Annotated in this window: 21 protein-coding genes; 8 read left to right on the top strand and 13 right to left on the bottom strand. The window is 68.3% G+C overall.

Annotated elements, in window-relative coordinates; all coding sequences use genetic code 11:
* Positions 1-3: 3 nt before the first annotated feature.
* Positions 4-483, bottom strand: a complete 480-nt coding sequence (locus tag CA951_RS25235; protein ID WP_087559443.1) for an NUDIX domain-containing protein — start codon at positions 481-483, stop codon at positions 4-6.
* Positions 484-492: 9 nt separating this feature from the next.
* Positions 493-1,797 (bottom strand): NAD(P)/FAD-dependent oxidoreductase, encoded by a 1,305-nt coding sequence (locus tag CA951_RS25230; protein ID WP_087559442.1) that lies wholly within the window; start codon positions 1,795-1,797, stop codon positions 493-495.
* A gap of 155 nt (positions 1,798-1,952) precedes the next feature.
* On the opposite strand from CA951_RS25230, the gene CA951_RS25225 reads away from it, so the two are divergent.
* The gene (locus CA951_RS25225; protein WP_087559441.1) at positions 1,953-2,852 is read left to right on the top strand and encodes a LysR family transcriptional regulator; all 900 of its coding nucleotides are present in this window, start codon (positions 1,953-1,955) and stop codon (positions 2,850-2,852) included.
* Here CA951_RS25225 and CA951_RS25220 read toward each other — a convergent pair.
* The gene (locus tag CA951_RS25220) at positions 2,849-3,793 is read right to left on the bottom strand and encodes an alpha/beta fold hydrolase (protein WP_087559440.1); all 945 of its coding nucleotides are present in this window, start codon (positions 3,791-3,793) and stop codon (positions 2,849-2,851) included. The two genes, CA951_RS25225 and CA951_RS25220, sit on opposite strands and share 4 nt — an antisense overlap.
* A gap of 167 nt (positions 3,794-3,960) precedes the next feature.
* Positions 3,961-7,257, bottom strand: coding sequence for a protein kinase (locus tag CA951_RS25215; RefSeq protein WP_087559439.1), 3,297 nt, complete (start codon positions 7,255-7,257; stop codon positions 3,961-3,963).
* A gap of 209 nt (positions 7,258-7,466) precedes the next feature.
* Here CA951_RS25215 and CA951_RS25210 point away from each other — a divergent pair, with 209 nt between their 5' ends.
* Both CA951_RS25210 and CA951_RS25205 read left to right on the top strand, forming a co-directional pair.
* Positions 7,467-8,060 (top strand): NTP transferase domain-containing protein, encoded by a 594-nt coding sequence (locus tag CA951_RS25210; RefSeq protein ID WP_087559438.1) that lies wholly within the window; start codon positions 7,467-7,469, stop codon positions 8,058-8,060.
* Between the two features lie 111 nt (positions 8,061-8,171).
* Entirely contained in the window at positions 8,172-8,600 is a 429-nt protein-coding gene (locus CA951_RS25205) for an ester cyclase (RefSeq protein WP_087559437.1), read from the top strand.
* 11 nt (positions 8,601-8,611) lie between these two features.
* On the opposite strand, the gene CA951_RS25200 is transcribed toward CA951_RS25205, so the two are convergent.
* Together CA951_RS25200 and CA951_RS25195 are read right to left on the bottom strand one after the other, a co-directional pair.
* Positions 8,612-9,430 (bottom strand): ABC transporter permease, encoded by an 819-nt coding sequence (locus CA951_RS25200; protein ID WP_087559436.1) that lies wholly within the window; start codon positions 9,428-9,430, stop codon positions 8,612-8,614.
* Positions 9,427-10,383 (bottom strand): ATP-binding cassette domain-containing protein, encoded by a 957-nt coding sequence (locus CA951_RS25195; RefSeq protein WP_087559435.1) that lies wholly within the window; start codon positions 10,381-10,383, stop codon positions 9,427-9,429. The genes CA951_RS25200 and CA951_RS25195 overlap by 4 nt, the downstream gene beginning before the upstream one ends.
* A gap of 149 nt (positions 10,384-10,532) precedes the next feature.
* Here CA951_RS25195 and CA951_RS25190 point away from each other — a divergent pair, with 149 nt between their 5' ends.
* Positions 10,533-12,173, top strand: coding sequence for a helix-turn-helix transcriptional regulator (locus CA951_RS25190; protein ID WP_087559434.1), 1,641 nt, complete (start codon positions 10,533-10,535; stop codon positions 12,171-12,173).
* A gap of 109 nt (positions 12,174-12,282) precedes the next feature.
* A complete protein-coding gene (locus CA951_RS25185) occupies positions 12,283-13,392 on the top strand; it encodes an NAD(P)/FAD-dependent oxidoreductase (protein WP_087559433.1) in 1,110 nt (369 codons plus the stop codon).
* On the opposite strand, the gene CA951_RS25180 is transcribed toward CA951_RS25185, so the two are convergent.
* From CA951_RS25180 to CA951_RS25155, 6 genes are all read right to left on the bottom strand, one after another.
* The gene (locus tag CA951_RS25180) at positions 13,364-14,533 is read right to left on the bottom strand and encodes a lipid-transfer protein (protein WP_087559432.1); all 1,170 of its coding nucleotides are present in this window, start codon (positions 14,531-14,533) and stop codon (positions 13,364-13,366) included. The genes CA951_RS25185 and CA951_RS25180 overlap by 29 nt on opposite strands.
* Positions 14,530-14,952 carry a MaoC family dehydratase gene (locus CA951_RS25175; protein WP_087559431.1) on the bottom strand — a complete coding sequence of 141 codons (423 nt, stop codon included), beginning with the start codon at positions 14,950-14,952 and terminating at the stop codon, positions 14,530-14,532. Before CA951_RS25175 ends, CA951_RS25180 begins: the two co-directional genes overlap by 4 nt.
* Positions 14,949-15,944: a bifunctional MaoC family dehydratase N-terminal/OB-fold nucleic acid binding domain-containing protein gene (locus tag CA951_RS25170; protein WP_087559430.1), complete on the bottom strand. Its 996-nt coding sequence runs from the start codon at positions 15,942-15,944 to the stop codon at positions 14,949-14,951. The genes CA951_RS25175 and CA951_RS25170 overlap by 4 nt, the downstream gene beginning before the upstream one ends.
* 14 nt (positions 15,945-15,958) lie before the next feature.
* Positions 15,959-17,110 carry an acyl-CoA dehydrogenase family protein gene (locus CA951_RS25165; RefSeq protein WP_087559429.1) on the bottom strand — a complete coding sequence of 384 codons (1,152 nt, stop codon included), beginning with the start codon at positions 17,108-17,110 and terminating at the stop codon, positions 15,959-15,961.
* Positions 17,095-18,135 (bottom strand): acyl-CoA dehydrogenase family protein, encoded by a 1,041-nt coding sequence (locus CA951_RS25160; protein ID WP_087559428.1) that lies wholly within the window; start codon positions 18,133-18,135, stop codon positions 17,095-17,097. Before CA951_RS25160 ends, CA951_RS25165 begins: the two co-directional genes overlap by 16 nt.
* Before the next feature lie 83 nt (positions 18,136-18,218).
* On the bottom strand, positions 18,219-20,381 hold the full coding sequence (locus CA951_RS25155; RefSeq protein WP_087559427.1) for an acyl-CoA dehydrogenase: 2,163 nt from the start codon (positions 20,379-20,381) through the stop codon (positions 18,219-18,221).
* Positions 20,382-20,475: 94 nt separating this feature from the next.
* Between CA951_RS25155 and kstR the strand changes: the two genes are divergently transcribed.
* Both kstR and otsB read left to right on the top strand, forming a co-directional pair.
* The gene (kstR, locus tag CA951_RS25150) at positions 20,476-21,114 is read left to right on the top strand and encodes a cholesterol catabolism transcriptional regulator KstR (protein WP_005566090.1); all 639 of its coding nucleotides are present in this window, start codon (positions 20,476-20,478) and stop codon (positions 21,112-21,114) included.
* 68 nt (positions 21,115-21,182) lie between these two features.
* A complete protein-coding gene (gene otsB / locus CA951_RS25145; protein WP_087559426.1) occupies positions 21,183-23,723 on the top strand; it encodes a trehalose-phosphatase in 2,541 nt (846 codons plus the stop codon).
* A gap of 13 nt (positions 23,724-23,736) precedes the next feature.
* Here otsB and CA951_RS25140 read toward each other — a convergent pair whose 3' ends face one another.
* Positions 23,737-24,825, bottom strand: coding sequence for a substrate-binding domain-containing protein (locus CA951_RS25140; protein WP_087559425.1), 1,089 nt, complete (start codon positions 24,823-24,825; stop codon positions 23,737-23,739).
* A gap of 137 nt (positions 24,826-24,962) precedes the next feature.
* On the opposite strand from CA951_RS25140, the gene CA951_RS25135 reads away from it, so the two are divergent.
* Positions 24,963-25,922 carry a metal ABC transporter solute-binding protein, Zn/Mn family gene (locus tag CA951_RS25135; RefSeq protein ID WP_087559424.1) on the top strand — a complete coding sequence of 320 codons (960 nt, stop codon included), beginning with the start codon at positions 24,963-24,965 and terminating at the stop codon, positions 25,920-25,922.
* Position 25,923 lies beyond the last annotated feature (1 nt).

Raw genomic sequence — 25,923 nt, 5'->3', positions numbered from 1 at the left:
TTATTAACGTCGGGCGGTTAATAAGTACTCACGGGCGCGACGCGCAATGGGACGCTGCCCCTTGACCAGCTTGGTCTCGGCGACGTCCGACGGGAACCAGCGGGCGTCGTCGACCTCGGGGAACTGCTGAATCTTCCCCGACCGCGGCGGCCATTCCAGGTCGAACGTGTTGCTCTCGACGAAGGCGACCTCGTCTTCGCTCACTTCTGCCGCGTAGACGGTGATCACCTTGCGGGAGGGCTGCCGGAATTCGCCGAGCAACTCGTACTCGACCGCGGGCGGCGGTGCGCCGATCTCTTCCTCGTACTCGCGCAGCGCGGCCACGTAGGGATCCTCGCCGTCGACGAATTCGCCCTTGGGGATCGACCACGCGGCCTCGTCCTTGCGCGCCCAGAACGGGCCACCCATGTGCACGATCCACAACTGGAGCACCCCCGCATCGTCGGTGCGATACAGGAGTACTCCAGCGCTGGTGACGGTCATGGGACCACGTTAGGCCGCGGCGTCCTCTCGCTGGTCGCTCAACTCGATCGTTTCGATCTCCTGGGCGTAGTGGAAGTGCGGGCGACGGTGTCCGAGGAACGAACCGCACCACGACATCACCGCGACGTACCGGTTGCGGAATCCGACCAGGTAGACGAGGTGCACGGCAAGCCACAGGAACCAGGCGAGCACACCGGTCAGCTCAATCTTGCCGACGCGGGTGATCGCGCGGAACCGGTTGATGATCGCCATGCTGCCCTTGTCGCGGTACGTGAACGGCGTGCCGAGGGCGCGTTTCCCGGTGATGATGGCCGCGACGTGGCGTCCACCCTGCATCGCGAACGGCGACTGGGCGGGCAGGTTGTTCAGCGACGCCATGTCGCCGATCGCGTAGACGTCGTCGTAGCGACCCACCGTGAGGTCCTCGTCGACGAGCAGACGGCCACCGCGCCCGGTCTCGCAGCCGGTCCGGTCGGCGAGCACTGCCGCGAAGTCGTTGGCCTGGATGCCTGCCGACCAGATGATCGTGTCCGCCGTGAGGCGCTTCTCGAATCCGGTGCTCGGCGACGACAGGGTGGCGCCGTGTTCGTCGATATCGGTCACCATCGTGCCGAGCACCAACTCGACACCGGCCTTTTCGAGCGAATCCTGGGTGTACTTGCTGAGCTTGCCACCGAACACCGGCAGCGCCTCCCCCGCACCTTCGACGAGGGTGACGGTGACGTCTTCGGACGTGACGTCGCGGAGCGACTTCTCGAAGTAGCGGCCCGCCAGTTCCTTGATCTGACCTGCCAGTTCGACGCCGGTCGGGCCGGCACCGATCACGATGAAGTGCAGCAGGTCGCGGCGACGCTCCGGGTCGGAGGTGGTGTGCGCCTCCTCGAAGCAGCGGACGATCTGTCTGCGCAGCCGGTCGGCGTCGGCGACGGTCTTCAGCGCGTACGTGACCTCGGCGAACTCGTCATGGCCGAAGTAGGCCTGCCGGGCGCCCGTGGCGGCGATGAGGCTGTCGTAGCCGATCGTGTGGCTCACGCCACCGGCCTCGTAGACGACCTCTTTCTTGTCCGGGTCGACGTCGACGACGCGGCCCAGGCGGACGTCGCCGCTGGGGTACTTGGCCAGGATCGCGCGGATGGACGGGGCGATCTCGCCGGGCGAGATGACACCCGTCGCTACCTGGTACAGAAGGGGTTGGAACAGATGCTCGGTGGTCTCGGAAATCAGCACGAACGGCGTGCCGGCCTTGCCGAGCTTCTTCGCCGCCGCGAGTGCGCCGAATCCCGATCCCACGATGACGACCTGTGTGCGATCCACCGAAAACCTCCTACTGCTTCAATGCGTCTACTTAGCTCCGCGTATGAGCTCCACATTAGGGATCGACCGGTGTCAATTGCTAATAAGCTGGGGAAATCGAAATAGTGTTATCTCGATCGCTCATAAGTCTTCCCCGAAGGACGTAACCTCAGGTCATGGAGTTCCGACAGCTTCGCTACTTCCTCGCGGTCGGCGAGGAGGGCAGCTTCTCGCGCGCCGCACAACGCTGCTTCATCTCCCAGTCGGCGATCAGTCATCAGATCGCCAAACTCGAAACCGAGTTGGGCACCACCCTGCTGGAGCGCTCGACGCGCGCCACCCGGCTCACCGCGGCGGGCGAACGACTGATGCCCATCGCCGCCGAGATGATGGGGCTCGAGGCGCGCGCGCTGTCGGTGGGACTGGATCCGCGCAACCGTCTCCGGATCAGCGCGAGCATGAGCTTCGCGACCCAGAGCCTGGAGGCGATATCGCTTGTCCGCGAAGACTTCCCACAGCTCGACATCGAATTCGTCATCAAGGATTTCACCGACCGGATGACCGCGGTCGCATCGGGCGACGCCGACCTCGCACTCATCCGCGGCGGCGTCGACCGGCCGGGCCTCGAAACCGTCGAATTCGGGCTCGAAGACCTGGTGATCGTGACGTCGAGCAAACACCCACTCGCCGGGGTCTCGACCGTCGACCTCAGCGAACTGGCACCCTACCCACTCCTGCTGCCACCGCGGAGCAGTCAGATCCTGATCCACAACGTGGTCGAGGACGCATTCCGGCAGGTCGGGCAGCGGGTCATGCTCGGACCGTCGATCCCGAGCGACCACACGGCCACCCTCGACGTCCTCACCACCCCGCGGTCGTGGACGGTGCTGTACGCCGATACCGCCGACGCGACACCCAGGCGGGGACTGAGCTTCCTGCGCGAGGCGCACGATCGACTGCGCATCCCGGTGTGCGGGGTCGTCCGCAGCGGAACCGCGACGCGGCCCGAACTGACGCACCTGTTCCGCGCGCTCGCGCAGTCGATCGCCGGGACCGGCAGAACTGCCGAAACCTAGACGTCGATCAGACCGTGTCTGTCGACCCACGCCAGCACGCGGTCGAGCATCGTGTCGGGAACCTCGAGCTGCGGAGTGTGCCCCACGTCCGCGAGAATCACGCTGTCCCACCGCGGATTTGCCGTCGCCACCTTACGGGCCGCCGCGACCGGGACCAGTCGGTCGCGGTCGCCGTGGAGCAGCAGCACGGGCTGCGCGATCGACTGCATGACATCGAGATACCGCCGCGGACGCGCCAGCACGCGCATCAGCGAGCGGCTGGCCTGAAGGAACGCCGCGTCCTCGGACGGCAGCCCGCGGCGGTAACCCGCGAGCGCCGCTGCGGCGTCGAGGGAATCCTCCGACGCCCGGCTCGGATCGGCGAAGCACAGGTCGATCATGCGCTCGACCAGCTGCCGGTCCGTCATCTTCCGGCTCGAGTACTGCAGGAACCGCTCCCCCACGAACGGGGTGAAGTACATCGCGAACTGCGCGGCGATCCGAGGGTCCGGGATCCGTTGCGCGACAGGCAGTGCGGGGTCGACCAGGATCAGGGCCGAGACGGTCTCCGGGTGCGCCGCCGCCTCGAACAGCGAGATCATGCCGCCCATCGAGTTGCCCATCAGGATCACGGGACGACCGACGACCTCGCGCAGGAAGCGGTGCAGCACCTTCGCGTTGGCGCCGACCCCCGTCCGGCGTCGCCCAGACGGGCTGAGCCCGAACCCTGGGAGATCGACGGTGAGCACGCGAGTGCGCTCGGCGAGGACCGGTGCGATCCGGACCCAGTTCAGGTGCGAGCCGCCGAGTCCGTGGACCATGACCACCGGGGGGAACTCGGTGTCCTCGCCGTACTCGACCCAATGCACGGGACCGTCGAGGTCGACGACGCTGCCCGCGCCACCCCATCGCTGCGCGAACTCCTGCTGGGCAGGTTCGCCGACTCTGTTCGGATCCACCATGCGTCCGTCCGTTCCGACTGTTGGGCGTGCCGTCTTTTAAGCCTGCCGAGGCCACCGGCCAGTCTACGGCGCGCCGGGACGCCGAGGCGGTGCCGGCCGGGTCTGGCGTAGTCCCCACTTTCGATCCGAGCGGGCGGCGGCGGGCCCGCCGCAACTGAATTGTTCTCCTACCGCGGGTCTCCGTGCTGTTCAACGACCCAGGCCGCGATCTGTGTGCGTGAGGTGAATCCCAGTTTGGTCAGGATGTGTTCGACGTGTCCTTGAGCGGTGCGCTGCGATATCACCAGCTGGTCGGCGATCGCCTTATTGGTAAGTCCGCGAGCGACCAGATCGGCGACTTGTCGTTCACGCTTGGTCAGGACCGTCATGGTGTCGGCCCCCTCCGCCGCGGTCGGCGCTGTCCCCAGTGCATAGGCGACGGCGGCGTCGATATCCATGAGCTCGCCTTCGTGGGAGGCTCCTGCGAACGAACGCTCGCCGAGGGCCAGGCGGGCGACGTGCGTGCACTCTTCTCGATACCCCGCCAGCTCTGAAGCCAGGTCGGTGGATGTACCGACTCGACGGCGTAGTGCCGCGGCGGCTGCCATCAGAACGGTCGCCCGGCGTGGTTGGTTCTGGGCTTCTATCCAGGCGAGGATTTCGAGGCACCATGCCGCCCCGAGCGGATCGTCGACCTGCCGGACCAATCGGAGACCATCACCGAGCAGGGTTACAGCTCTGTCGCTTTCACCTTCCCGCCAGACGGCGAGCGCAAGGGTCCAGGACGCTCGTCCCCTCAGGACGGACTCACCGTGTTGCTCACTGATTCGAATTGCTTGTTCGAGGCAGCCGCGGGCTTCCTCGAAGTGTCCCAGCAATTCGTGGGCCATGCCCAGCACCTGCATCGTCGTCAGGTAGGCGAACTGGTTACCACCGTCACGCAACACAGTGAGGGCCTGCGTAAAGGCCGGGACTGCGGCTCGCGGATCGCCGCTGAGAAGTGCACGGGCCCCGTCGGCGTGCTGGACGAGGGCGTGGTCCAGTTGGGTTCCGTGGTCGGCGGCGAGGGCGCGCCCCTCGTTCGCGAATGTGGCGGCTTGAAGAAAGTCACCCTGTATGACGGCCAGAAAACTGGCCGCATGTAGGGCTTTGACACGAATCGACGCGGGCTGATTCCGCTGGCGGGCCAGCACTCTGTCGAGCCAACGCCGTCCCTCGTCGAGTCGACCATGCGTGAGCCAGAACGGAAAGAGTGCAGCCGCAATCTCCAGACCCGCCTTCGCCGCGGACTCGTCCGGTTCGGACAGGCAGAATTCGAGCGCCTCGCGCAGATTTCGTTCTTCGCGATCGAGGCGGTCGATCCACGAAAGCTGTTGGGGGCTGACCCAGCCGGCTTCGGCGTCGAGCGCCAATTTGCGGCACCAAGCTCGATGGCGGAGGGCCAGTTTCGTGGACTCACCGCTGTGCAGAACTTTCTCCCACCCGTACTCGCGGAGAGTTTCGAGCAGGTGGAATCGGACCACGCCGCTCTGCTCTACGCGGATGAGGATCGACTTGTCCACCAGTGAGGCCACCGCATCGAGCACCGCGTCCGCGCCCAGGGTGCTCGCACACACGTCCTCGACGGCGTCCAGCGCGAAACTACCTGCGAATACGGATACCTCGGCCCACAATTGCTGCTCGACGGCGGTACACAGGTCGTAGCTTCCAGCGATACACGAGCGCAGGGTCTGCTGTCGAGTAGGTGCGGAACGGCTTCCGCGGGTGAGTAATTGGTAGCGGTTGGTCAGACGTTGCAGGATTTGCTCCGGCGACATCGCACGTAGCCGCGCCGCCGCGAGTTCAATGGCTAGCGGAAGGCCGTCGAGTCGTGCGCAGATTCGCGCGACGGTCGCCTTGTTTGCCTCGGTGAGTACGAAGCCCGGTACGGCAACCGAGGCCCGTTCGACGAACAACGTGACCGCGTCGTATCGGGGCAATCCACGCAGTGACGGCTCACGGTCCGGTTCCGGGACCGCCAGCGGGCACACCCGGTAGACCACTTCTCCACCCAGGCCGAGAGGTTCCCGGCTGGTGACCAGAATCCGCAGGTCAGCACATTCACGCAGGAGGGTGTCGGCGAGGTGCATGGCCGCGTCGAGCACCTGCTCGCAATTGTCGAGCAGCAGAAGTATTTTCCGCGGAGCCAGGTACTCGACAAGGACGTCCGGTAACTGCCGACTCGATTGGGGACGCAATCCCAGAGTGTTCGCCAGCACATTCGTGAGGAGGGACCCGTCGCGTAGTTCACTGAGCTCCACCAGCCAGACCCCGTCTGGATAGTCCCGCTGCGCCGTCGATGCGACTCGTAGTCCCAGCCGGGTCTTGCCGACGCCACCGACGCCGGTCAAAGTGACCAACCGTGAGGACGCGAGCAGATTCTTCGCGGTGGCGAGTTCAGTTCGCCGGCCGACGAAACTGGTCAGCTCGAGGACAAGGTTCCCCTTCCGGCCGGGAGTCGAGGAACCCACCGAATGTCGAAACGACGGCCGCCCTGAGGCCACGAGCGGTACGGGAGGGTGATTCTTTTGCGCGTGATCCGGCTCGGCTTGCTTGAGTGCCATCGAATCGACCGGGAAGCCGTTTCGGGATTGCACCCGCTGCAGAATCTCGCCCAGCCCGGCGGCAGACGGCCTGTCATCCGGGTCCGCCGCCATCGCCACTTCCACTATTGCAGACACGTCGTCGGGGATCCCGGTCTCCCGAAGGTCCGGCACCGGCTGGGTGGTGATCCGCAGAAATTGCGCCACGATCTGCTCGCCGCTGCGACGCTCGAACGCCGCATGCCCGGTGAGCGCGCAGAACAGCGTCGCACCGAGCCCGTAGACATCCGCGCTCGGAGTCGGCGTCTGCCCACCGAGAACTTCCGGCGCGGTGAACGCCGGCGAGCCGACGACGGTGCCGGGAGCGGTACGAAAGCCGCCGGCGACGTGTGCGATCCCAAAATCCGTCAGCTCCGGTTCGCCATAGTCGGTGAGCAGGATGTTCGCCGGTTTGACGTCGCGGTGCACGATGCCGAGGTGGTGCGCGGTCTCGAGCGCACCGGACAATTTCACACCGAGACGCAGGCCCTCTTCAACGGTGAGTGGGCCGTGCCGGCGGATGCGGGCATCGAGCGAGTTTTCCGGGTGATACGGCATCACGATGTAGGGAACGCCGCTTTCGGTGGCGCCGACCTGCAGCACGCTGACGATGTTCGGGTGTCCCGTCAGCTGACCCATCGCCCGTTGCTCATGGAAGAAGCGCGCCCGGCTCTCGTCGTCGAGTTCGCCGGTGAGGACCTTCACGGCCACGACGCGGTCCAACGACACCTGAGTGCAGCGGTAGACCGCCCCGAAGCCACCACGCCCGATCTCCACAGCGGCGTCGAATCCCGCCCCGGTCAGCATGTCCGTGACAGCGGAGGTCACGTCGCGACGGGTTCGGAGCGGATCGCTGTCAGTCATCAGCTATCCGGCTATCCCACTACCCCTGGACAGCAGCTGGGTGACATCCGTGCACCTCCCGACGACGTCCTCACAGGATATCGCCGTTCCCATGCCAGTCGATCTGCAGTTACGACGAATCAGATCGTCCTCCGGCTGTCGAGGCGACGGGTGTCATCGATCTGGGGGGATTAAGTTGGACGCATGCAGCGCGGGACGGGGAGAGTTCGATGACGATCGGGGGCGTGCTGCTCGCGGCCGGGGCCGGTTCGCGCATGGGCATGCCGAAGGCACTCGTCGTCGGCGCGGACGGGGAACCATGGCTGGCGCGTGCGGTCCGGGTGCTGTCGGAGGCCGGATGCGCGCCCACCGTCGTGGTGCTCGGTGCCCGCGCCGACGAGGCCGAGGACCTCCTGCCCGACGGTGTGCCCGTCACCGTCGGGATCGCGGACGACTGGCAGTCGGGGCTGTCGGCTTCCCTGCGTCGGGGACTGGAGGTCGCGGCGACATTCGACGACGTCGATGCCGTCGTCATCACCCTGGTCGACCTCCCCGACCTCGGCGCCGACGCCGTCCGGCGCGTGGCTTCGACCCCTGGCGACACCCCGCCACACGACACTCGGTCAGCGCTCCGCCAGGCCCACTACGGCGGACGTCCCGGGCACCCGGTTCTGATCGGCCGGGACCACTGGCTCCCGTTGCGGCGCAGCCTCACCGGGGACTCCGGCGCGCGGAAATACCTCGACGCCCACGGCGCCGAGGCGGTCGACTGCTCCGATCTGGGATCGGGACGCGACGTCGACTCGCCGCGCGAACTCCACTAGCTGTAGCACCCTCGGACGAACGGGACGCTCGTTCGATCTGACGCAACGAGCGTCCCGTTCGTCCGGTGAAGGTGGGTATACGCCGCGACGTGACGGGCAGACAATGGAGTCATGTCACTGGAAACGAACAAGGAATTGATCCGGCGTTTCTACACCGAGATCGACGCAGGCAATATCGACGCGCTGGACGAACTCGTCGACGAGAACTACCTCGACCATTCACCGGCGCCGTTTCCCGGCCTCGAGGCATCGGGGCGCGAGGGACTGAAACAGGAATTCCGGTTGTTCTGGGAGGCCACACCGGGCACGCACCGGATAGAGGATCAGGTTGCCGAGGGCGACAAAGTCGTCACCCGGTTGCTGTGCTCCGGCACGCACACGGGCGATCTTCCCGGAATTCCCGCGACGGGGAACCGCATGGAGATGACCGCCACTGTCATCCACCGCATCGAGAACGGGCGGATCGCGGAGAAGTGGTCGGACAAGGACGTCCTCGCCATGCTCCAGCAGTTGGGGGTGATCCCTGTCGCGACGCGGTGACCGACTCGCGCTCAGCGACTGACGGCCTTCTTGTACCGCCGGATGGCGAACGGAACGAAGATCACCAGCAGCACCGCCGACCAGAGAAGTGAGGCGATGACCGGGTGCTGCAACGGCCACGCGTCGGGAACGGTCATGGCCGGGTTGGTGTTTCCGAACAGTTCCCGCACGGCCTGTGTCACCGCGGACACCGGGTTCCATTCGGCGATCACCTTGAGCGGGCCGGGCAGGTTGGTGGTCTCGACGAATGTGTTCGCGATGAACGAGAGCGGGAAGATGACGATGAAACTGGCGTTGTTGAACACTTCCGGGGTGCGGATCCAGAGTCCGACCACCGCCATCACCCAGGACAGGGCGTAGGCGAACAACAGCAGGAGCAGGTAGCCGAGGAGCGCTTCGCCGAGACTCGAGTGGATGCGCCACCCGATGATCAGACCGGTCAGCGACATCACGAGGAGGCTGACGATGTTGATCAGGACGTCGGTGGACGTGCGGCCGAGGAGGACGGCGGACGGGGCCATCGGCAGCGACCGGAATCGGTCGATGATCCCCTTCTGCAGGTCCTCGACCATCCCGAGGCCCGTCCACGTGGCTCCGAAGATGACTGTCTGCGTGAAGATCCCGGCGATCAGGAATTCGCGGTAGGACATTCCGGGAACCTGGATCGCGCTACCGAAGACGTACGCGAACAACAGCACGAACATGATCGGCGACAACGTGGTGAACACGATGAGGTCGGGGACGCGCTTGATCTTGATCATGTTGCGTTTGGCGATCGTGAGCCCGTCCGCGAGCGCGGTGTGCACGGACGCCGTCTGTGGGGCGCTCATGAGACTTGCTCCTCTTCGGCTTCGTGTCCGGTCAGGGTGAGGAAGACGTCGTCCAGGGTGGGTCTGCGCAGACCGACGTCGAACACCTTCACTCCTCTGTTCGAGAGACGGCCCAGCGCCTCGACGAGCGCATCCGCGCCGCCGGACACCGGCACCGTCACCCGGCGGACGTTCTCTTCGACGACGATGTCGCCGGCGGCGAGTGGGGCCAGTTCGTCGCGCACGACGGAGAGGTCGACGCCCTCGCGGACGCTCAACTCGATGCGTTCACCACCGACGCGGTCCTTCAGTTCGTCGGCGGTTCCGCGGGCGATGACCGAGCCGTGGTCCATCACCGCGATCTGGTCGGCGAGCCGCTCGGCTTCCTCCATGTACTGCGTCGTCAGCAGCAGGGTGGTGCCCCTGGCGACGAGGTTGTCGATGACATCCCACAATGCCAGCCGTGCGCGGGGGTCGAGTCCCGTGGTCGGTTCGTCCAGGAACAGCACTTCGGGCTCGGCCACCAGCGCTCCGGCGAGGTCGAGACGCCGGCGCATGCCGCCCGAGTAGCCCTTGACGGGGCGATCGCCCGCCTCGACCAGGTCGAACTGTTCGAGCAGTTCGCGGGCTCGCGCCTTACTACGTTTGGCCCCGAGGTGGTAGAGCCGCCCGACCATGTCGAGGTTCTCGAAACCGGTGAGGTACTCGTCGACGGCCGCGTACTGCCCCGACGCGCCGATCCGGGACCGGAGCACCCGCGCGTCGTGGACGACGTCGAGACCGGCGACCTGCGCGCGGCCGGCGTCCGGGACGAGGAGGGTGGTGAAGACCCGCACCGCCGTGGTCTTGCCTGCGCCGTTCGGACCGAGCAGGGCCATGACCGTTCCCGAGGGGACCGCAAGGTCGACCCCGTCCAGCGCTGTGACCTTGCCGTACTTCTTGACCAGACCCTCTGCCGTTATCGCATCGACCATCAGAAGTTCCCATCCGTTGGCGTGTCGACCCAGTGTGACTCGAGGTACCGACAGGTGCAGGGGAATATTCGACGTTCCGGGCAGGCACTGTGCGGCGGTAGTCTGAAATTCGAGCAGGTCAGCGCGCAGATCTTCGGCAGGAGACCATGATGTCGGATGCGGCGTCGGAACTCCGGACGGGCCGTGCGGCCTTCGACCGGCGAGACTGGCGCGACACCTACACCCGCCTGTCGAGCGCCGATCGGCAGGACCCGCTGCCGGGTGACGATCTCGAACTGCTCGCGACCGCCGCCTACCTGCTCGGTGAGGACGACGCCAGCACCGGATGGTGGGAGCGGGCGGTGCACGAGTGGACCCGCACGGGTCGACCGGTGCGCTCGGCGCGGTGTGCGTTCTGGCTCTCGTTCGGCCTGCTCATGCGGGGCGAGCACGCTCGCGGCGGCGGCTGGCTGGGCAAGGCCCAGCGACTTCTGGACACCGCGGGGGTGGACTGCGCGGAGCGCGGCTACCTGCTGGTGCCGCAGGGTCTGCGCCGGATCGACGACGGCGACGGCACCGCGGCCCGGGACATCTTCCGCGCGATCACGGACGTGGGCATCCGGTTCGCCGACCCGGATCTGACGACGCTCGGGGTGCTGGGCACCGGCCATTCGCTCGTCCTGCTGGGGAACGTCGAGGAGGCGGTCTCCGCGTTCGACGAGGCGATGGTCGGGGTGACGTCCGACAACGTGTCCCCGGTGGTCGCGGGGATCGTGTACTGCGCCGTGATCGAGCAGTGCCAGAACATCTGCGACCTCCGGAGGTCGAGGGAATGGACTGTGGCGCTGGAGGAATGGTGTTCTTCGCAACCCGGTCTCGTCCCCTATCGCGGTCAGTGCCTCGTCCACCGTGCCGAGATCCTGCAACTGCAGGGCGACTGGCCGATGGCGATGGACTCGGCGCGGCGGGCGCACGAACGACTCGGCGCGCAACCCTCGGCCGGGTCCGCCGCCTACGTGATAGCCGACCTCCACCGCCTGCGCGGCGAGGTCGCGCAGGCCGAGAAGTTGTTCCTGGAGGCGAATCGCTTGGGCAGGCGCCCGCAACCCGGGCTCGCGCTGCTGCGGATGGCGCAGGGGCGGGTCGGCAGCGCGGCCGCGTCGATCCGCTGTGCGGTGGACGAAGCCACCGGCGCCGTGGAACGCGCCCGGCTGCTGCCTGCGTGCGTGGAGATCCTGCTCGCCGCGGGCGACGTTCCGGCGGCGCGGTCTGCTGCGGACGAACTCGACTCGACGGCAACCCGATTCGGGATTCCCTATCTGTGCGCCCTGGCCGCGCAGGCTTCAGGATCGGTGCTGCACGCCGAGGGTCGGGGCAGCGACGCGCGGACCGTTCTGCGCGACGCGTGGCGGCGCTGGCAGGAGGTCGGCGCGCCCTACGAGTGCGCGCGGGTCCGGGAGTCGGTCGCGCTGGTGTGCCGCGACCTCGGCGACGACGACACCGCGCAGATGGAGCACGACCTCGCGTCCGCCGCGTACCGGCAACTGGGCGCGCTCCCCGACCTCGAGCGACTGCGGGCGGAGTTCAGTCCCGACTCCGCGGACTCCACTCCGCTGACCCCGCGTGAAGTGTGCGTGCTGCGCCTCGTCGCGGCGGGCAAGAGCAACCGGGCGGTGGCGACGGAACTGTTCCTCAGCGAGAAGACGGTCGCACGCCACCTGAGCAACATCTTCGTCAAACTGGGGATCTCGTCGCGGTCGGCGGCCACCGCCTATGCCTACGAGCATCACCTCGTCGGCCCGTCTGCATGAAAGTACCCATACGGTCGTACGTATCTGCGCCTTTCTCCCGACGCGCCCGGATCGGTCCGCTCAATAACGTTGAGCACAACCACCGAACGCCGAGGGAAGAAGGCCCACCATGTCTACAGAACGTTTCGACACGATCGTGATCGGTGCCGGGCAGGCCGGCCTCGCCACCGGCTACCACCTCGCCGAACGCGGGCAGAACTTCGTGATCCTCGACGCCCACGACCGCGTCGGGGACGTGTGGCGGGAGCGGTTCGACTCGCTCCGCCTGTACAGTCCCGCACAATATGACGGGCTGCCCGGCTGGGGAATCCCCGCCCCCGCGTGGTCGTGGCCGGGGAAGGACGAGGTCGCCGACTACTTCGAGACCTACGCGGAGCGGTTCGCGCTGCCGGTCCGGACCGGCGTCACCGTGGACGGACTGACCCGTCTCGGCGACCGCTACGTCGTCACCGCCGGAACGGACCGATACGAGGCCGGCAACGTCGTCGTCGCGTCCGGCACCTGGCAGACCCCGGTCATCCCCGACCTCGCCGACCGCCTCGACCCCCGGATCCGGCAACTGCACTCCAGCGATTACCACAATCCCTCCCAACTGCAGGACGGGCCGGTGCTGGTGGTCGGGTGCAGCCACTCCGGCGCGGACATCGCTCTGGAGACCTCCCGTTCGCATCGCACCACGATCTGCGGTCCCGTCCGCGGTGAGGTGCCGTTCGACCTCGAGGGACGCGCCGCGCACATCGCCATCCCGATCATGTGGTTCATGGCGAATCACGTTCTGACGGAACGCACCCCCGTCGGCCGGAAGATGCGCGCCCACGTCCGCTCGGGCGGCGGCCCACTGCTGCGGGTCAAGCGCGCCGACCTGGCCGCGGCCGGTGTGGACCACTTCCCCGCGAAGGTCACCGACGTGCGCGACGGCCGACCGGTACTGGACGACGGCACCGCGCTCGACGTCCGCAACGTGATCTGGTGCACCGGGTTCCGCAAGGACACGACCTGGATCCAGATCCCCATTACCGGTGCGGACGGGTGGCCGGAGCAGTCCCGTGGAGTTTCACCCGACCATCCCGGGCTGTATTTCGTGGGACTGCCGTTCCTGCAGGCGTTCGCGTCGATGCTCACCGGCGGGGTGGGGCGCGACGCCGGGTACGTCGCGAAACACATTGCGCGCAGACAGTTGCGGGCCGGTGTCAGGCCGTCAGCACCAACCCCGACGTAGGCACCCCGGTGCCAGCGGTGACGAGGACGTTCTGCGCACCGGAGACCTGGTTGACGGACGTGCCACGGATCTGCCGCACGCCCTCGGCGATGCCGTTCATGCCGTGGATGTAGGCCTCCCCGAGCTGGCCTCCGTGGGTGTTGAGCGGCAGGCTGCCGTCGAGATCGATGGTCCCGTCGGCGATGAAGTCCTTGGCCTCACCGCGACCGCAGAAGCCGAGTTCTTCGAGCTGCATCAATACGTATGGTGTGAAGTGGTCGTACAGGATTGCCAGATCCATGTCCTGCGGTGCGAGTCCGGCCTGATCCCACAGCCGCCTGCCGACCAGTTCCATCTCGGGCAGTCCCGCGAGTTCGGGCCGATAGTAGCTGGTCATGATGTACTGGTCGCTGCCGCTCCCCTGGGCCGCCGCGGCGATCACGACCGGCTTCTGCTTCAGATCCTTCGCCCGCCCCGGTGACGTGACGACGATCGCGATGCCGCCGTCGGACTCCTGACAGCAGTCGAGCAGGTGCAGCGGTTCGGCGATGAAGCGGGAATTCTGGTGGTCCTCGAGGGTGATCGGCTTGCCGTGGAAGAAGGCGTTCGGGTTGGTGGCCGCGTGCTTGCGGTCGGTGACCGCGACCCGTCCGAAGTCCTCACTCGTGGCGCCGTATTCGTGCATGTACCGCTGGGCGACCATCGCGACGAACGCCGCGGGCGTCGACAGGCCGTGCGGGTAGGAGAACGCGTTGTCGGTGCCGGACGAGTTCACCTGCTGCACCAGCCCGGAGTTCACCTGCCCGAACCGCATTCCCGACCGCTCGTTGAACGCCCGGTAGGCCACCACCACGTCGGCGACGCCGGTGGCCACGGCCATCGCGGCCTGCTGCACGGTGGCGCACGCCGCGCCGCCGCCGTAGTGGATGCGGCTGAAGAACTTCAGGTCCGGGATGCCGACCGAACGGGCCACGGCCGCTTCGGTGTTGGTGTCCATCGTGAAAGACGTCAGGCCGTCGACGTCCGCGGGTGTCAGCCCGGCGTCCCCGAGTGCCGCCGTGACGGCCTCCGCCGCGAGCCGTAATTCGCTGCGCCCGGAGTCCTTCGAGAAGTCGGTGGCGCCGATCCCGGCGATGACAGCCTTGCCCGACAGCCCGCTCATGCACCCGCTCCGTTCGTGCGTCCGTCCAGGACGAGGGTCACCTTCGACGTGATGTGGTCGCCGAGACCGTTCTTCCCGACGACGTCGAGCGTGACGACGCCCTCGTCCACCGACGCCACCGTGCCGCTCAGCGTGAGCGTGTCGTAGGCGTACCACGGAACCCCGAGGCGCAGCGCGATCGACTTGATCACCGCGGTCGGGCCCGCCCAGTCCGTGACGAACCGCTGCACCAGACCGGTGTCGGTCAGGATGTTAACGAAGATGTCCTTCGATCCGCGCTGCTGCGCCAGGTCGCGGTCGTGGTGGACGTCCTGGAAGTCGCGCGTCGCCAGCGCGGCCGAGACGACGAACGTCGGGTCGCCGGTGACGGACAGTTCCGGAAGCGCCGTTCCCACTACGACATCGAGAGTGGACGTCATGACTGCTCCTTCGCTCCGCACTGCCACGCGTACAGGGTCCACGGCGCGCCGCCCGTCTCGTCGTCGCCCGGGAAGTCGAGGTAGATCGCCTCCACCGGCATCCCGATCGCCACGTCGGCGGGCGCGACCCCGCGCAGTTCGCCGAGCATGCGGACGCCCTCCTCCAGTTCGACCAGCGCCACCACGAACGGCAGCGAGCGCCCCGGGACCTTCGGCGCGTGATGGACCACGTAACTGAACACCGTGCCGCGGCCCGACGCGACGACGTAATCCGTCGTCTCCGCCTTGTCCTTCCACAGCGCGGGCACCGGCGGGTGCTGCAGCGTCCCGTCCTCGCGTTGCTGGATCCGCAGTTCGTGCGCGGTCACGCCGTCCCAGAAGAACTGGGTGTCCTGCGAGGCGCTGGGCCGCATCATTCTCGACGGGTCCAGGTCGTCGTAGGACGCGCCCTGCCCGTTCCCCGACGGCCCCGGCCGGTCGGTCTTCGGCATGAACTTCAGGATCCGGAACAGCATCTCGGCCACCGGTTCGCCTGCGGCGTCGCGCCACACACTGCGGGTGTTGAAGAACCATCCCTCACCGAGGCCCGTCTTCTTCGGGCCGACCACGTCCTCGAGGGTCGTGGTGATGGTGACTTCCTCGCCGACCTTCAGGTAGCGGTGGTAGATCTGATCGCAGTTGGTGGCGACGACGGACGTGAACCCGGCCTCGTCGAGGATGGTGGTCATGCGCCCGAGCGGGTCGTCGGTTTGCCGAACTGCGTTCAGGCCCTGCATCGTCCACACCTGCGCCATCGCCGGCGGTGCGACGATGCCGTCGTGTCCCGCTGCCCGCGCGGCCGTCTCGTCGACGTAGATCGGATTCCTGTCGCCGATCGCTTCCACCCAGTTGCGGATCATCGGCAGGTTGATCGGGTCCCGTCCGGGCCGGGGAGCGCTCGGTCCCGCCGACCGGACCTCTTCTGCGGCAGCAAGAATCTGTTCGGAACTCATTTCGCGCGGCGCTCCTATCGCGGGACTCGGGGAAGTTTCAGGCCGGCTGTCGCGATCAGTTCGCGCATCACCTCGTTGACGCCGCCGCCGAACGTGATGACGAGGTTGCGCTTCACCTGCATGTCGAGCCACGTCACGAGGTCGGCGGTCTCCGGCTCGGACGGGTCGCCGTAACGTCCGACGATCTCCTCCGCGAGCCGGCCGATGCGCTGAATGCGTTCGGTGGCGAACACTTTCGTCGCGGACGCGTCGGCGATGTCGACGGCATCCGACTCACTGGACGCCACCTGCCAGTTGAGGAGTTCGTTGAGGCGGTACGTCGCGTGGATCTCGCCGAGCACGCGCCGGACGTCCGGTTCGCCGAGCAGGTCGTGCGCGGCCGCCCAGTTGCGGATGCGGTCGTAGAGACCCCCGACCCGGCCGGCGGGCCCGAGCATGACGCGTTCGTGGTTGAGCTGGGTGGTGATCAGGCGCCAGCCCTGATTCTCCTCGCCCACCAGCATGTTCGCGGGCACCCGGACGTCGGAGTAGTACGTGGCGTTGACGTGGTGGGCGCCGTCGCACGTGATGATCGGCGTCCAGCTGTAACCGGGGTCCTTGGTGTCCATGATCAGGATGGAGATGCCGCGGTGCCGCGAGTCGGGCGAACCGGTGCGGACGGCGAGCCACAGGTAGTCGGCGTCGTGGCCGCCGGTGGTGAAGATCTTCTGGCCATTGACGATGTACTCGTCCCCCACCCGGGTGGCCGTGGTCCGCAACGCCGCCAGGTCGGTACCCGCCTCGGGTTCGGTGTAGCCGATCGCGAAGTGCACCTCGCCCGCCAGGATCGCAGGCAGGAACTTGCGCTTCTGCTCCTCGGTGCCGTAGGTCTGCAGCGTCGGCCCGACCGTCTGCAGCGTCACCGACGGCAGCGGAACATCGGCGCGCACAGCCTCGTTCACGAAGATCTGCTGCTCGATCTCCCCGAAACCGCGGCCGCCGAACTCCACCGGCCAGCCCACCCCGAGCCAGCCGTCCTTGCCCATCCGGCGGATGACCTCGCGGTAGGTGGCGCCGTGGCGCTCGGTGCGCATCACCTCCGCCTCGGCCGGGGAGATCAGCCCGGAGAAGTAGCGCCGGAGTTCCGCTTGCAGCTCCCGCTGCTCGTCGGTCAGATCGATGAACACCGGGCCCCCACGAGGTCGAGTCGGTACGAGGCGCCGCCGACGAGGCGGGCCAGGTCTTTGGCGGTCGAGTAGTAGCGGTGCAGCGGGTACGTCACGTCGACGCCGATCCCGCCGTGCAGGTGGTGCAGCACCTGCATCGCGGCGGGCACTTCGGCGGCGATCCAGTAGGCCATCACGTCCAGATCGTCCTGTGCGTCCAGGCCCTCGGACACCCGCCACGACGCTGCGAGCGCCGACACGTGGAGGGTGCGGGACGTGACGTAGACGTCGGCGATCTGCTGAGAGACGGCCTGGAACGTCGCGAGCGGCTTGCCGAACTGGTGCCGGGTGGCCAGGTGCTCGCCCGCCAGAACCGTTGCACCGGAGAGCAGCCCGTCGGCCACAGCCCCGATCGACGCCAGTGCGATCCGGTACAGCGTCTGCACTGCGTCGTCGCCGGCCGCGAGCAGTTCGCCCCGCGCCCGGTCGAACGTGACCGCGAATTCGGGACTGCCCGATGCCGTGGGCGTCGGTGTGAGCGTGACGCCGTCCGCCGCCGGATCCACCAGCACCACGCCGGCGTCCGTCGGCACCAGGATCCGGTGTGCCTGCTCGGCGTACGGAACCGCGAGCACGCGCCCGGTGACGGAGTGGCCGTCGCCGTCAGCGACCGCCGTCACCGACGGCCGTGCCGGGAACTGCGCCCCGGGTTCGGCGAGCGCCGCGGTAAATGTGCGCCCGTCGGCGAGACCGGTGAGCAGCGCATCTTGCTGCGCGTCGTCGCCCAGCGCGACGATGGGCAGCACCCCGAATCCGAGCGTCGCGAGGGCCGGGACCTGCGCCGCCTTCCGCCCGACCTCGGTGAGCAGCGCACCCACGTCGGTGACCGAGAGCCCTTCACCGCCGAGCCGTTCCGGCAGCGCGAGGGTCAGCAGGTCGGCGTCGGCGAAGGCCGCCCAGAGGGCGTCGCCGTCGACGTCGCGGGCCAGTAGTCCGGCCGCGACCTGGGCCACGGCCTCCTGGGTTTCGTCTCGAGTGAAGTCCACGCTGACAATCCCACTTTCGATTTAGAACGTGTTCTAGTTGTATCACCATCCCGGACCCCGCGGAAGGCCGAGCGCGAGTCGGCTCAGCCGCGCGGCAGCCCGAGAATCCGCTCGGCCGCCACGGTCAGCAGGATCTGCGTCGTTCCGCCCGCGATGGACAGGCACCGGGTGTTCAGGAACTCGCGCGCGAGCGGACCCTCCACCCAGCCGTCCGTGCCGCCGAGTTCCATCGCGAATTCCGCGACCGCCTGCCGCTGACGGACGCCCACCAGCTTGCGGACGCTCGATTCGGGCCCCGGGTCCTGGCCGTCCAGCTGCCGGAGGGTGGTGCGCAGTTCGAGTTGCGAGCCGACGAGCGCGTTGCCGATGAGCAGGCCGAGCGTGTCGTCGGTGACCGGGTCGCCGTCGCCCGCGAGTGCGACCAGTTCCTCCATCGCCGCACCGAGCGAGGAGCCCCCTCCCATCGCGACCCGCTCGTTCGCCAGCGTGGTGCGGGCCAGCTTCCAGCCGTCGCCGAGATTCCCGACCACCAGGTCGTCCGGCACGAACACGTCCTCGAGATACACCTCGTTGAACAGGGCGTCGCCGGTGATCTCGCGCAGCGGCGAGATGGTGATGCCGGGGCTCGTCATGTCGACGAGGAAGTAGCTGATGCCCTTGTGCTTGGGCGTCTCCCGATCGGTGCGGGCCAGGCAGATCGCCCAGTCCGCCTCCTGCGCCCTCGACGTCCACACCTTCTGACCGTGCAGCCGCCACCCGCCGCCCACCTTCTCGGCCGACGTCCGCAGCGCCGCGAGGTCGGAGCCGGCGCCGGGTTCGCTGAACAGCTGGCACCAGATGATCTCGCCGCGCAGCGTCGGGGTGGCGAACCGCTCGATCTGCTCGGCGCTGCCGTGCTCGAGGATGGTCGGCACGGCCCACCAGCCGATCACGAGGTCGGGTCTGCCGACCCCGGCGGCCGCCAGTTCCTCCTCGATCAGGATCTGCTCCGCGGCGCGCGCACCTCGCCCGTAGGGCGCGGGCCAGTGCGGCGCCAGGTAGCCCGACTCGGCGAGGGCCGCGCGTCGCTCCGACTCCGGCCGCGCCACCAAGTCCGCGATGTCGGCGTGGATCCGGGCCCGCTCGTCGTCCAGGCCTGTCAGATCGATCGACAGGTGCCTGCGGGCGCCGGCCCGGGTCAGTTCCGTGACCCGCGCCCGCCAGCGGGCCGAGCCGCCGAGCAGCTGCCGCAGCGACGTCGCCCGGCGCAGGTACAAGTGGGCGTCGTGCTCCCAGGTGAAGCCGATGCCGCCGAGCACCTGGATGCAGTCCTTGGCGGTCTCGACGGCGGCGTCGAGCGTGATCGTCGCCGCCACCGCGGCCGCGACCGGGAGTTCGCCGCCGTCCGCATTCCACGCGTCCTCCGCCGCCACGGCCGCGTCCCACGCCGCGGCCCCGGACTGTTCGACGCGGCACAGCATCTCCGCGCACAGGTGCTTGATCGCCTGGAACGACCCGATCGGTTTGCCGAACTGCTCGCGAATCTTGGCGTATTCCACCGCCGTTCGCAGACACCAGGTCGCGACGCCGGACGCCTCCGCGGCGGCCAGGGTCGCGGCGAGGTCGGGCACCAGCCCGTCCCGCACCCCCGTGACCACGCGGTCGGCCGCCACCGCCACCCCGTCGCACCGCACCCGCGCGAGCGGACGGCTCTTGTCGATCGTGTCGGCGACCGTGACGGTCAAGCCGTCGGATTCACCGTCGACCAGGCACCACACGACCTCCTCGCCCGTGTCGGCAGGCAGCAGCACGGACACGCCCGTGTCGCCGCCGATCGCGAATCCGGCGTCGCCGGTCACCGTCAACCCGCCGTCGGCGCCGAGCGTCGCGTTCACCGGGGAGTTGCCGAGAGCCACCGCGCACGGCATCGCGCCGTCGGCGAGGTCCTCGGACCACCGTTTCGCGGCGGCGCCGGAGCTGCGCCCGACGACGAGAGCGGCCAGTGCGGTGGAGAGAACAGGCCCCGGCACGAGTTCGGTCGCGGCCTGTTCGAGCATCGCGGCGAGATCGACGATCTCCGCTCCCGACCCACCGACCTCTTCGGGCACGGCGACCGAGAAAATTCCGAGCGAAGAGAACGACTGCCACGAGGTGCGCCACGAATCTGCTGGTCCTTGCCGTACTGTGACCAGCGGGTCCGTCGACCGCGCCCAAGCCTGGATCGCACCCGCTGCAGCCTTCTGTTCCTCGGTGGTGGCGATAGTCACAACGGGTATCCGCCTCTCCTGAATGACACATTCGTCTAGAACGTGTTCTAATATGACACCTGGCCATGAGTCAAGGCGCGAAGGAAAACAGGTAATGACGACCAGCTCTCGATCACGGTCCACGACGGTCGCTGCGGCGACGCTGGGCGAGGACGATCTCAGTTCCAACGCGCAGAAGGAACGGCGCAAGCGGATCCTCGACGCGACCCTGGCTCTGGCCTCCAAGGGCGGATACGAAGCCGTGCAGATGCGGGCCGTGGCCGAACGCGCCGACGTCGCCGTGGGAACGCTGTACCGCTACTTCCCGTCCAAGGTGCACCTGCTGGTATCGGCGCTCGCCCGCGAGTTCGAGCGGATCGACTCACGCGGAAAGAACCCGCCGGGCCGGAACCCGCTCGAGCGAATGCAGCTGATCCTCAGCCAGATCACCCGGGCCATGCAGCGCGACCCGCTGCTGACCGAGGCGATGACGCGCGCGTTCATGTTCGCCGACGCGTCCGCCGCCGCCGAGGTCGATCAGGTGGGCAAGCTGATGGACCGTTTGTTCGCCCGCGCGATGACGGACACCGAACCCACCGAGGACCAGTTGGCCGTCGCCCGCGTCATCTCCGACGTGTGGCTGTCGAACCTGGTGGCCTGGCTCACACGCCGCTCGTCCGCGACCGATGTCGCGAATCGGCTCGAACTCACCGTCGAACTGCTGCTCGGTGACGGGAGCCGCAGACCCGAATAGGACGCGATCGGGGCACAGCCCCGGCCGAGAACGCGCCCACATCCGTCACATCCCCTAGATTTGAACGTGTGAGCGCCCATGATCTGCCCATCGAACTTCGTCGTGCCCTCTCCCGGGTCGCGCGGACCCCTCGTCTGCTCGTCGCGTCCGATTACGACGGCACGATGGCTCCCATCGTCTCCGATCCCGAAAAGGCGTTTCCCCACGCCGAATCGGTGCGCGCTCTCCGCGCCCTGGCCAGCCTCGCCGGCACCACGGCGGCGGTGATCTCGGGCCGGGCGCTCAAAGACCTCGCCGCGCTGTCGCGGTTGCCCGCCGAGGTTCAACTCGTCGGCAGCCACGGCTCGGAATTCGACATCGGGTTCATCCATGCGATCGACGCCGACGCCAAGAAGCTTCTCGGCGAGATCACCGAGGAACTCAGGCGGATCTCCGCCCTGCACACCGGCACGTCGGTGGAGGCGAAGCCGGCGAGCGTCGCGCTGCACGTCCGCAACGCCGACGCCGAGGAAGGCGCCCAGGCCCTGGCCGCGGTGCGCGGCGACGCCGGACAGCGGGTGGGCGTGCAGGTCACCGAGGGCAAGTCCGTCATCGAACTGGCCGTCGTCGCCACCGACAAGGGCCATGCCCTCGACCTGATCCGCCACCAGGACGGCGCGACCGCGGCCGTGTTCGTCGGCGACGACGTCACCGACGAGAAGGCGTTCGCGCGTCTCCAGGGCCCCGACCTCGGCGTGAAGGTCGGCCCGGGCGAGAGCCTCGCCGAATTCCGGGTGTCGAGCACCGAAGACGTCGCCGCCGCCCTCGCGTTCCTGCTCGAGGAGCGCCGCACCTGGCTGTCCGGGGCGCACGCGCCGCCGATCGAACGCCTCACCATGCTCGCCAGCCCGCGGACCGTCGCCCTGGTCACCCCCGACGCGACCCTCACGTGGTTGTGTCACCCCGAACCCGACTCGGCGTCCGTGTTCGCCCACCTGCTCGGCGGGCCGGAAGCCGGCCACTTCAGCGTCGGCCCGCACCGCAGCGCCCTGCCGCTGAGCCAGCGGTACATCGACAGCACGATGACCGTGCAGACCCGGTGGGCCAGCCTGTCCGTCACCGACTATCTGCCGCACGACGTCCGTCTGGGCCGCACCGACCTGACCCGGGTGATCAGCGGGCGGGCCGCCGCCGTCGTGACGTTCGCACCGCGGCCCGAGTTCGGCCAGGGCCAGGTCATCCTCGAGGCGGTCAGCGAGGGACTGCGGGTGCACGGCACCAACGAGCCGATCGTGCTGCGCTCCCCCGGCGTGCAGTGGAACGTCACCTCCGACGGCAACCAGCAGACCGCGCATGCCGTCGTCGATCCGTCCGGGGGCGACGTCGTCCTGGAGTTACGTTGCGGCACCGAGGACCTCGGGCCTTCCGAGACCCCGGAGGCGGAACGCCGCGCGCAGGCCGAAGCGTACTGGTCGGACTGGGCGAAGAGCCTCACCCTGCCCACGCTGAAACCCGACCTGATGAAGCGTTCCGCGCTCACCCTCCGCGGCCTGGTGCACGTCGATTCCGGCGCGATCATGGCGGCCGCCACCACGTCGCTGCCCGAGGAGATCGGCGGCGTCCGCAACTGGGACTACCGGTACTGCTGGCTGCGCGACGCGGCGCTCACCGCGTCCGCGCTCGTCAGTCTCGGTTCGCTCAGTGAGGCCGAGGGCTACCTGGACTGGGTGCACGACGTCCTCGAGACGCTGCCCGGCCCCGAACGCCTGCACCCCCTCTACACGCTGCACGGTGGCGGTCTGCCGCCCGAGGCCGTCATCGACTCGCTGCCCGGATATGCGGGCTCGCGTCCCGTCCGCATCGGCAACGCGGCCAACCAGCAGGTGCAACTCGACGTGTTCGGACCCATCGTCGAACTCATCCACGACCTCTCCCACGCCCGCGAGCAGCAGGGCGTCGAGGTGGCGCTCAACGACCGCGACTGGGAACTGGTCTGCGCCATGGTCGAAGCCGTCGAACGGCGCTGGTTCGAACCCGACCACGGCATCTGGGAGATCCGCGACAACCCGCGCCACCACGTGTACTCCAAGGTGATGGGCTGGGTCACCGTCGACCGTGCGGTGGCGCTCGCCGAACACTTCGGCCGCGACGTCGAACCCGGCTGGACATCGCTGCGCGACAAGATCGCGGAGGAGGTGCGCGAGAAGGGCTGGAAGGACGAGGTCCGCTCGTTCACCGCCGCCTACGACGGCACCGACCTCGACGCTGCCACCCTGTTCATCGGACTGTCCGGGCTGATCGACCCGTCGGACGAGAAGTTCGCGGCCACCGTCACCGCCACCGAGGCGGAACTGCGCAGCGGGTCCACCGTGTACCGGTACCACCACGACGACGGCCTGCCCGGCACCGAGGGCGGGTTCCACCTCTGCGCGGCCTGGCTGGTGGAGGCGTACCTGCTGGTCGGTCAGCGGTCGCAGGCGGAGGCGTTGTTCGCGCAACTGGTCGACGCCGCCGGACCGACCGGGCTGCTCAGCGAGGAGTACGACCCCGTCGCCGAGCGGTCGCTGGGCAACCACCCCCAGGCGTACAGCCACCTGGGCCTGCTGCGCTGCGCCCAGCTCCTCGCCTGAGCCGGAGGCCGGGTCAGCGTCTTGCGGGCCCGGCCGTCGAACCGCGGAGGAGTTCCGTCTCGAGCATCTCGACGGTCGCGACCCCGGAGTGCGACGGCGACATGAGCAGAGCGCCTGCCCTGCGCCCCTTCTCCTCCTGGGGTTGCCGGACCGTGGTCAGGCCCTCGCGCAGCGCTTCGTCGACGCCGTCGAATCCGGTGACCGACAGCTGGCCGGGCACGTCGATGCCCTGCCAGCGCGCCCAGTCCAGGGCGCCGAGAGCGAGGACGTCAGTGGTGCACACAAGCGCGGTGATCCGGGGATTGACGCCGAGCGCCTGTGCCGCACCGGCGTGCCCCGACTTCCCGGTGTGCTCGAACCGCTCGATCACGGTGAGCGTCGCGGGGTCCAGGCCGGCGTCGGACATGGCATCGCGCACGCCCTCGATGCGTTCACGCTGGACGTGGAAATTCGGCGACCGCAAACGCTCCGCGCCGGCGACCCCGTCCGAGCGGTCGCGCCCCAGCCTCATGCTCAGCACGCCGATGTCCCGGTGGCCGAGGCCGATCAGGTAGTCGGCGAGACCACGCATGGCGCCGCGGTCGTCGATGCCCACGAGCGAGGCCCCCGGGATCTCCCGCGGCTGATCGCACACGACCATCGGCAGGTGCCGCTCGTACACCGCCGCCAGGTACGGGTCGTCGTCCGCCACCGAGTACACGACGAACCCGTCGACACCCGCCTGCTGCACGACCGCCGCGGCGTCCGCCTCCTCCCGGCCCGGGCCCGCCGGGATCAGGAGCAGACCCTGCCCGGCGGACTCGCACGACTCGGCCAGGCCGGACAGGAAGCTCATCGCGGCGGGGTCGCGGAAGGAGTAGCTGAGGGCCTCGGTGAGCAGCAGTCCCACGGCGCCGGCCTTGCGGGTGCGCAAGGACCGGGCCACCGGGTCGGGGCCCGGGTAGCCGCGGCGCTTCGCCGCCTGCAGCACCCGGTCGCGGAGTTCGGCAGAGAGTTGATCCGGCCGGTTGTATGCGTTGGACACCGTCGTTCGCGAAATATTGAGCTCGGCCGCGAGCGACGCCAGCGTGGCTTGGCGACGTGGCTGTCGAGACCTGGGCATAGGGGGACGTTAGTACCTGGCGCGGGTTCGGGCTCGTCGGGGCTGCACCGAAAGTGCACTACCAGGACCGATCCGCTAAAGTGCAACGGTAACGGTTTCCAATAGCGTTTAGCGCTTCGTTCTGTCAGGAGTTCTCTGTGCGCGCTTCCTCCGGTTTTCGTGCCGCCACGGCGGCCGTCGGGCTGTCGTTCGCCGCGGCCCTCACCCTCACCGCGTGCGGCTCCGACACGACCGGCGACGGCACCCTGACCGTCGTCGCGTCGACGAACGTCTGGGGCAGCGTCGCCCAGGCCGTCGCCGGCGACAAGGTGGACGTCACCTCGATCATCACCGAACCGTCATCCGACCCGCACTCCTTCGAGGCGAGCCCCACCGACGCCGCCAAGCTCACCGACGCGTCGCTGATCGTCTACAACGGCGGCGGGTACGACCACTTCGTCGACGACATCATCGGCACCGGCAACAGCGACCAGCTCACGGTCAACGCGTTCGACCTCCTCGAGGGCGGCGCGCATGCGGGCGAGGACGGCGGTGACTCAGACGGCGGTGACTCGCATGAGGGTCACGCCCACGGCGACGTCAACGAACACGTCTGGTTCGACGTCGACACCGTCGACGCCACCGCCCAGTCCATCGCCGACAAGCTCGGCCAACTCGACCCCGGCAACGCCGACGCCTACAAGGCCAACGCCGCCACCTTCCACGGCCAGCTCGAGCAGATCTCGGCGATCACCGCCGGCATCGCCGCAGCGCACAAGGACGCGCCCGTCGCGCAGACCGAACCGATCGCCTACTACCTGCTCCAGTCCGCGGGCCTGAAGGACGTCACCCCGCCCGACTTCACGAGCGCCATCGAAAACGGCAACGACCCCGCACCCGCCGCCATCGCCGCGACCCGGCAACTGCTCACCGGCAAGCAGGTGCAGGCCCTCGTCTACAACGTGCAGACACAGGACCGGGTCACCCAGGACGTGCGCGCCACGGCCGAGTCGGCGGGCATCCCCGTCGTCGAGGTGACCGAAACCCTGCCCGAAGGCCTGGACTACATTCAGTGGCAGACCAACACCGCCGAGTCGCTTGCCGCGGCTCTGCAATAGA

The organism is Rhodococcus sp. NCIMB 12038 (assembly GCF_002165735.1).
GTDB lineage: Bacteria > Actinomycetota > Actinomycetes > Mycobacteriales > Mycobacteriaceae > Rhodococcus_F.
Note: the sequence above shows the minus strand (reverse complement) of the source record. Positions and strands in the feature narration are given on the sequence as shown.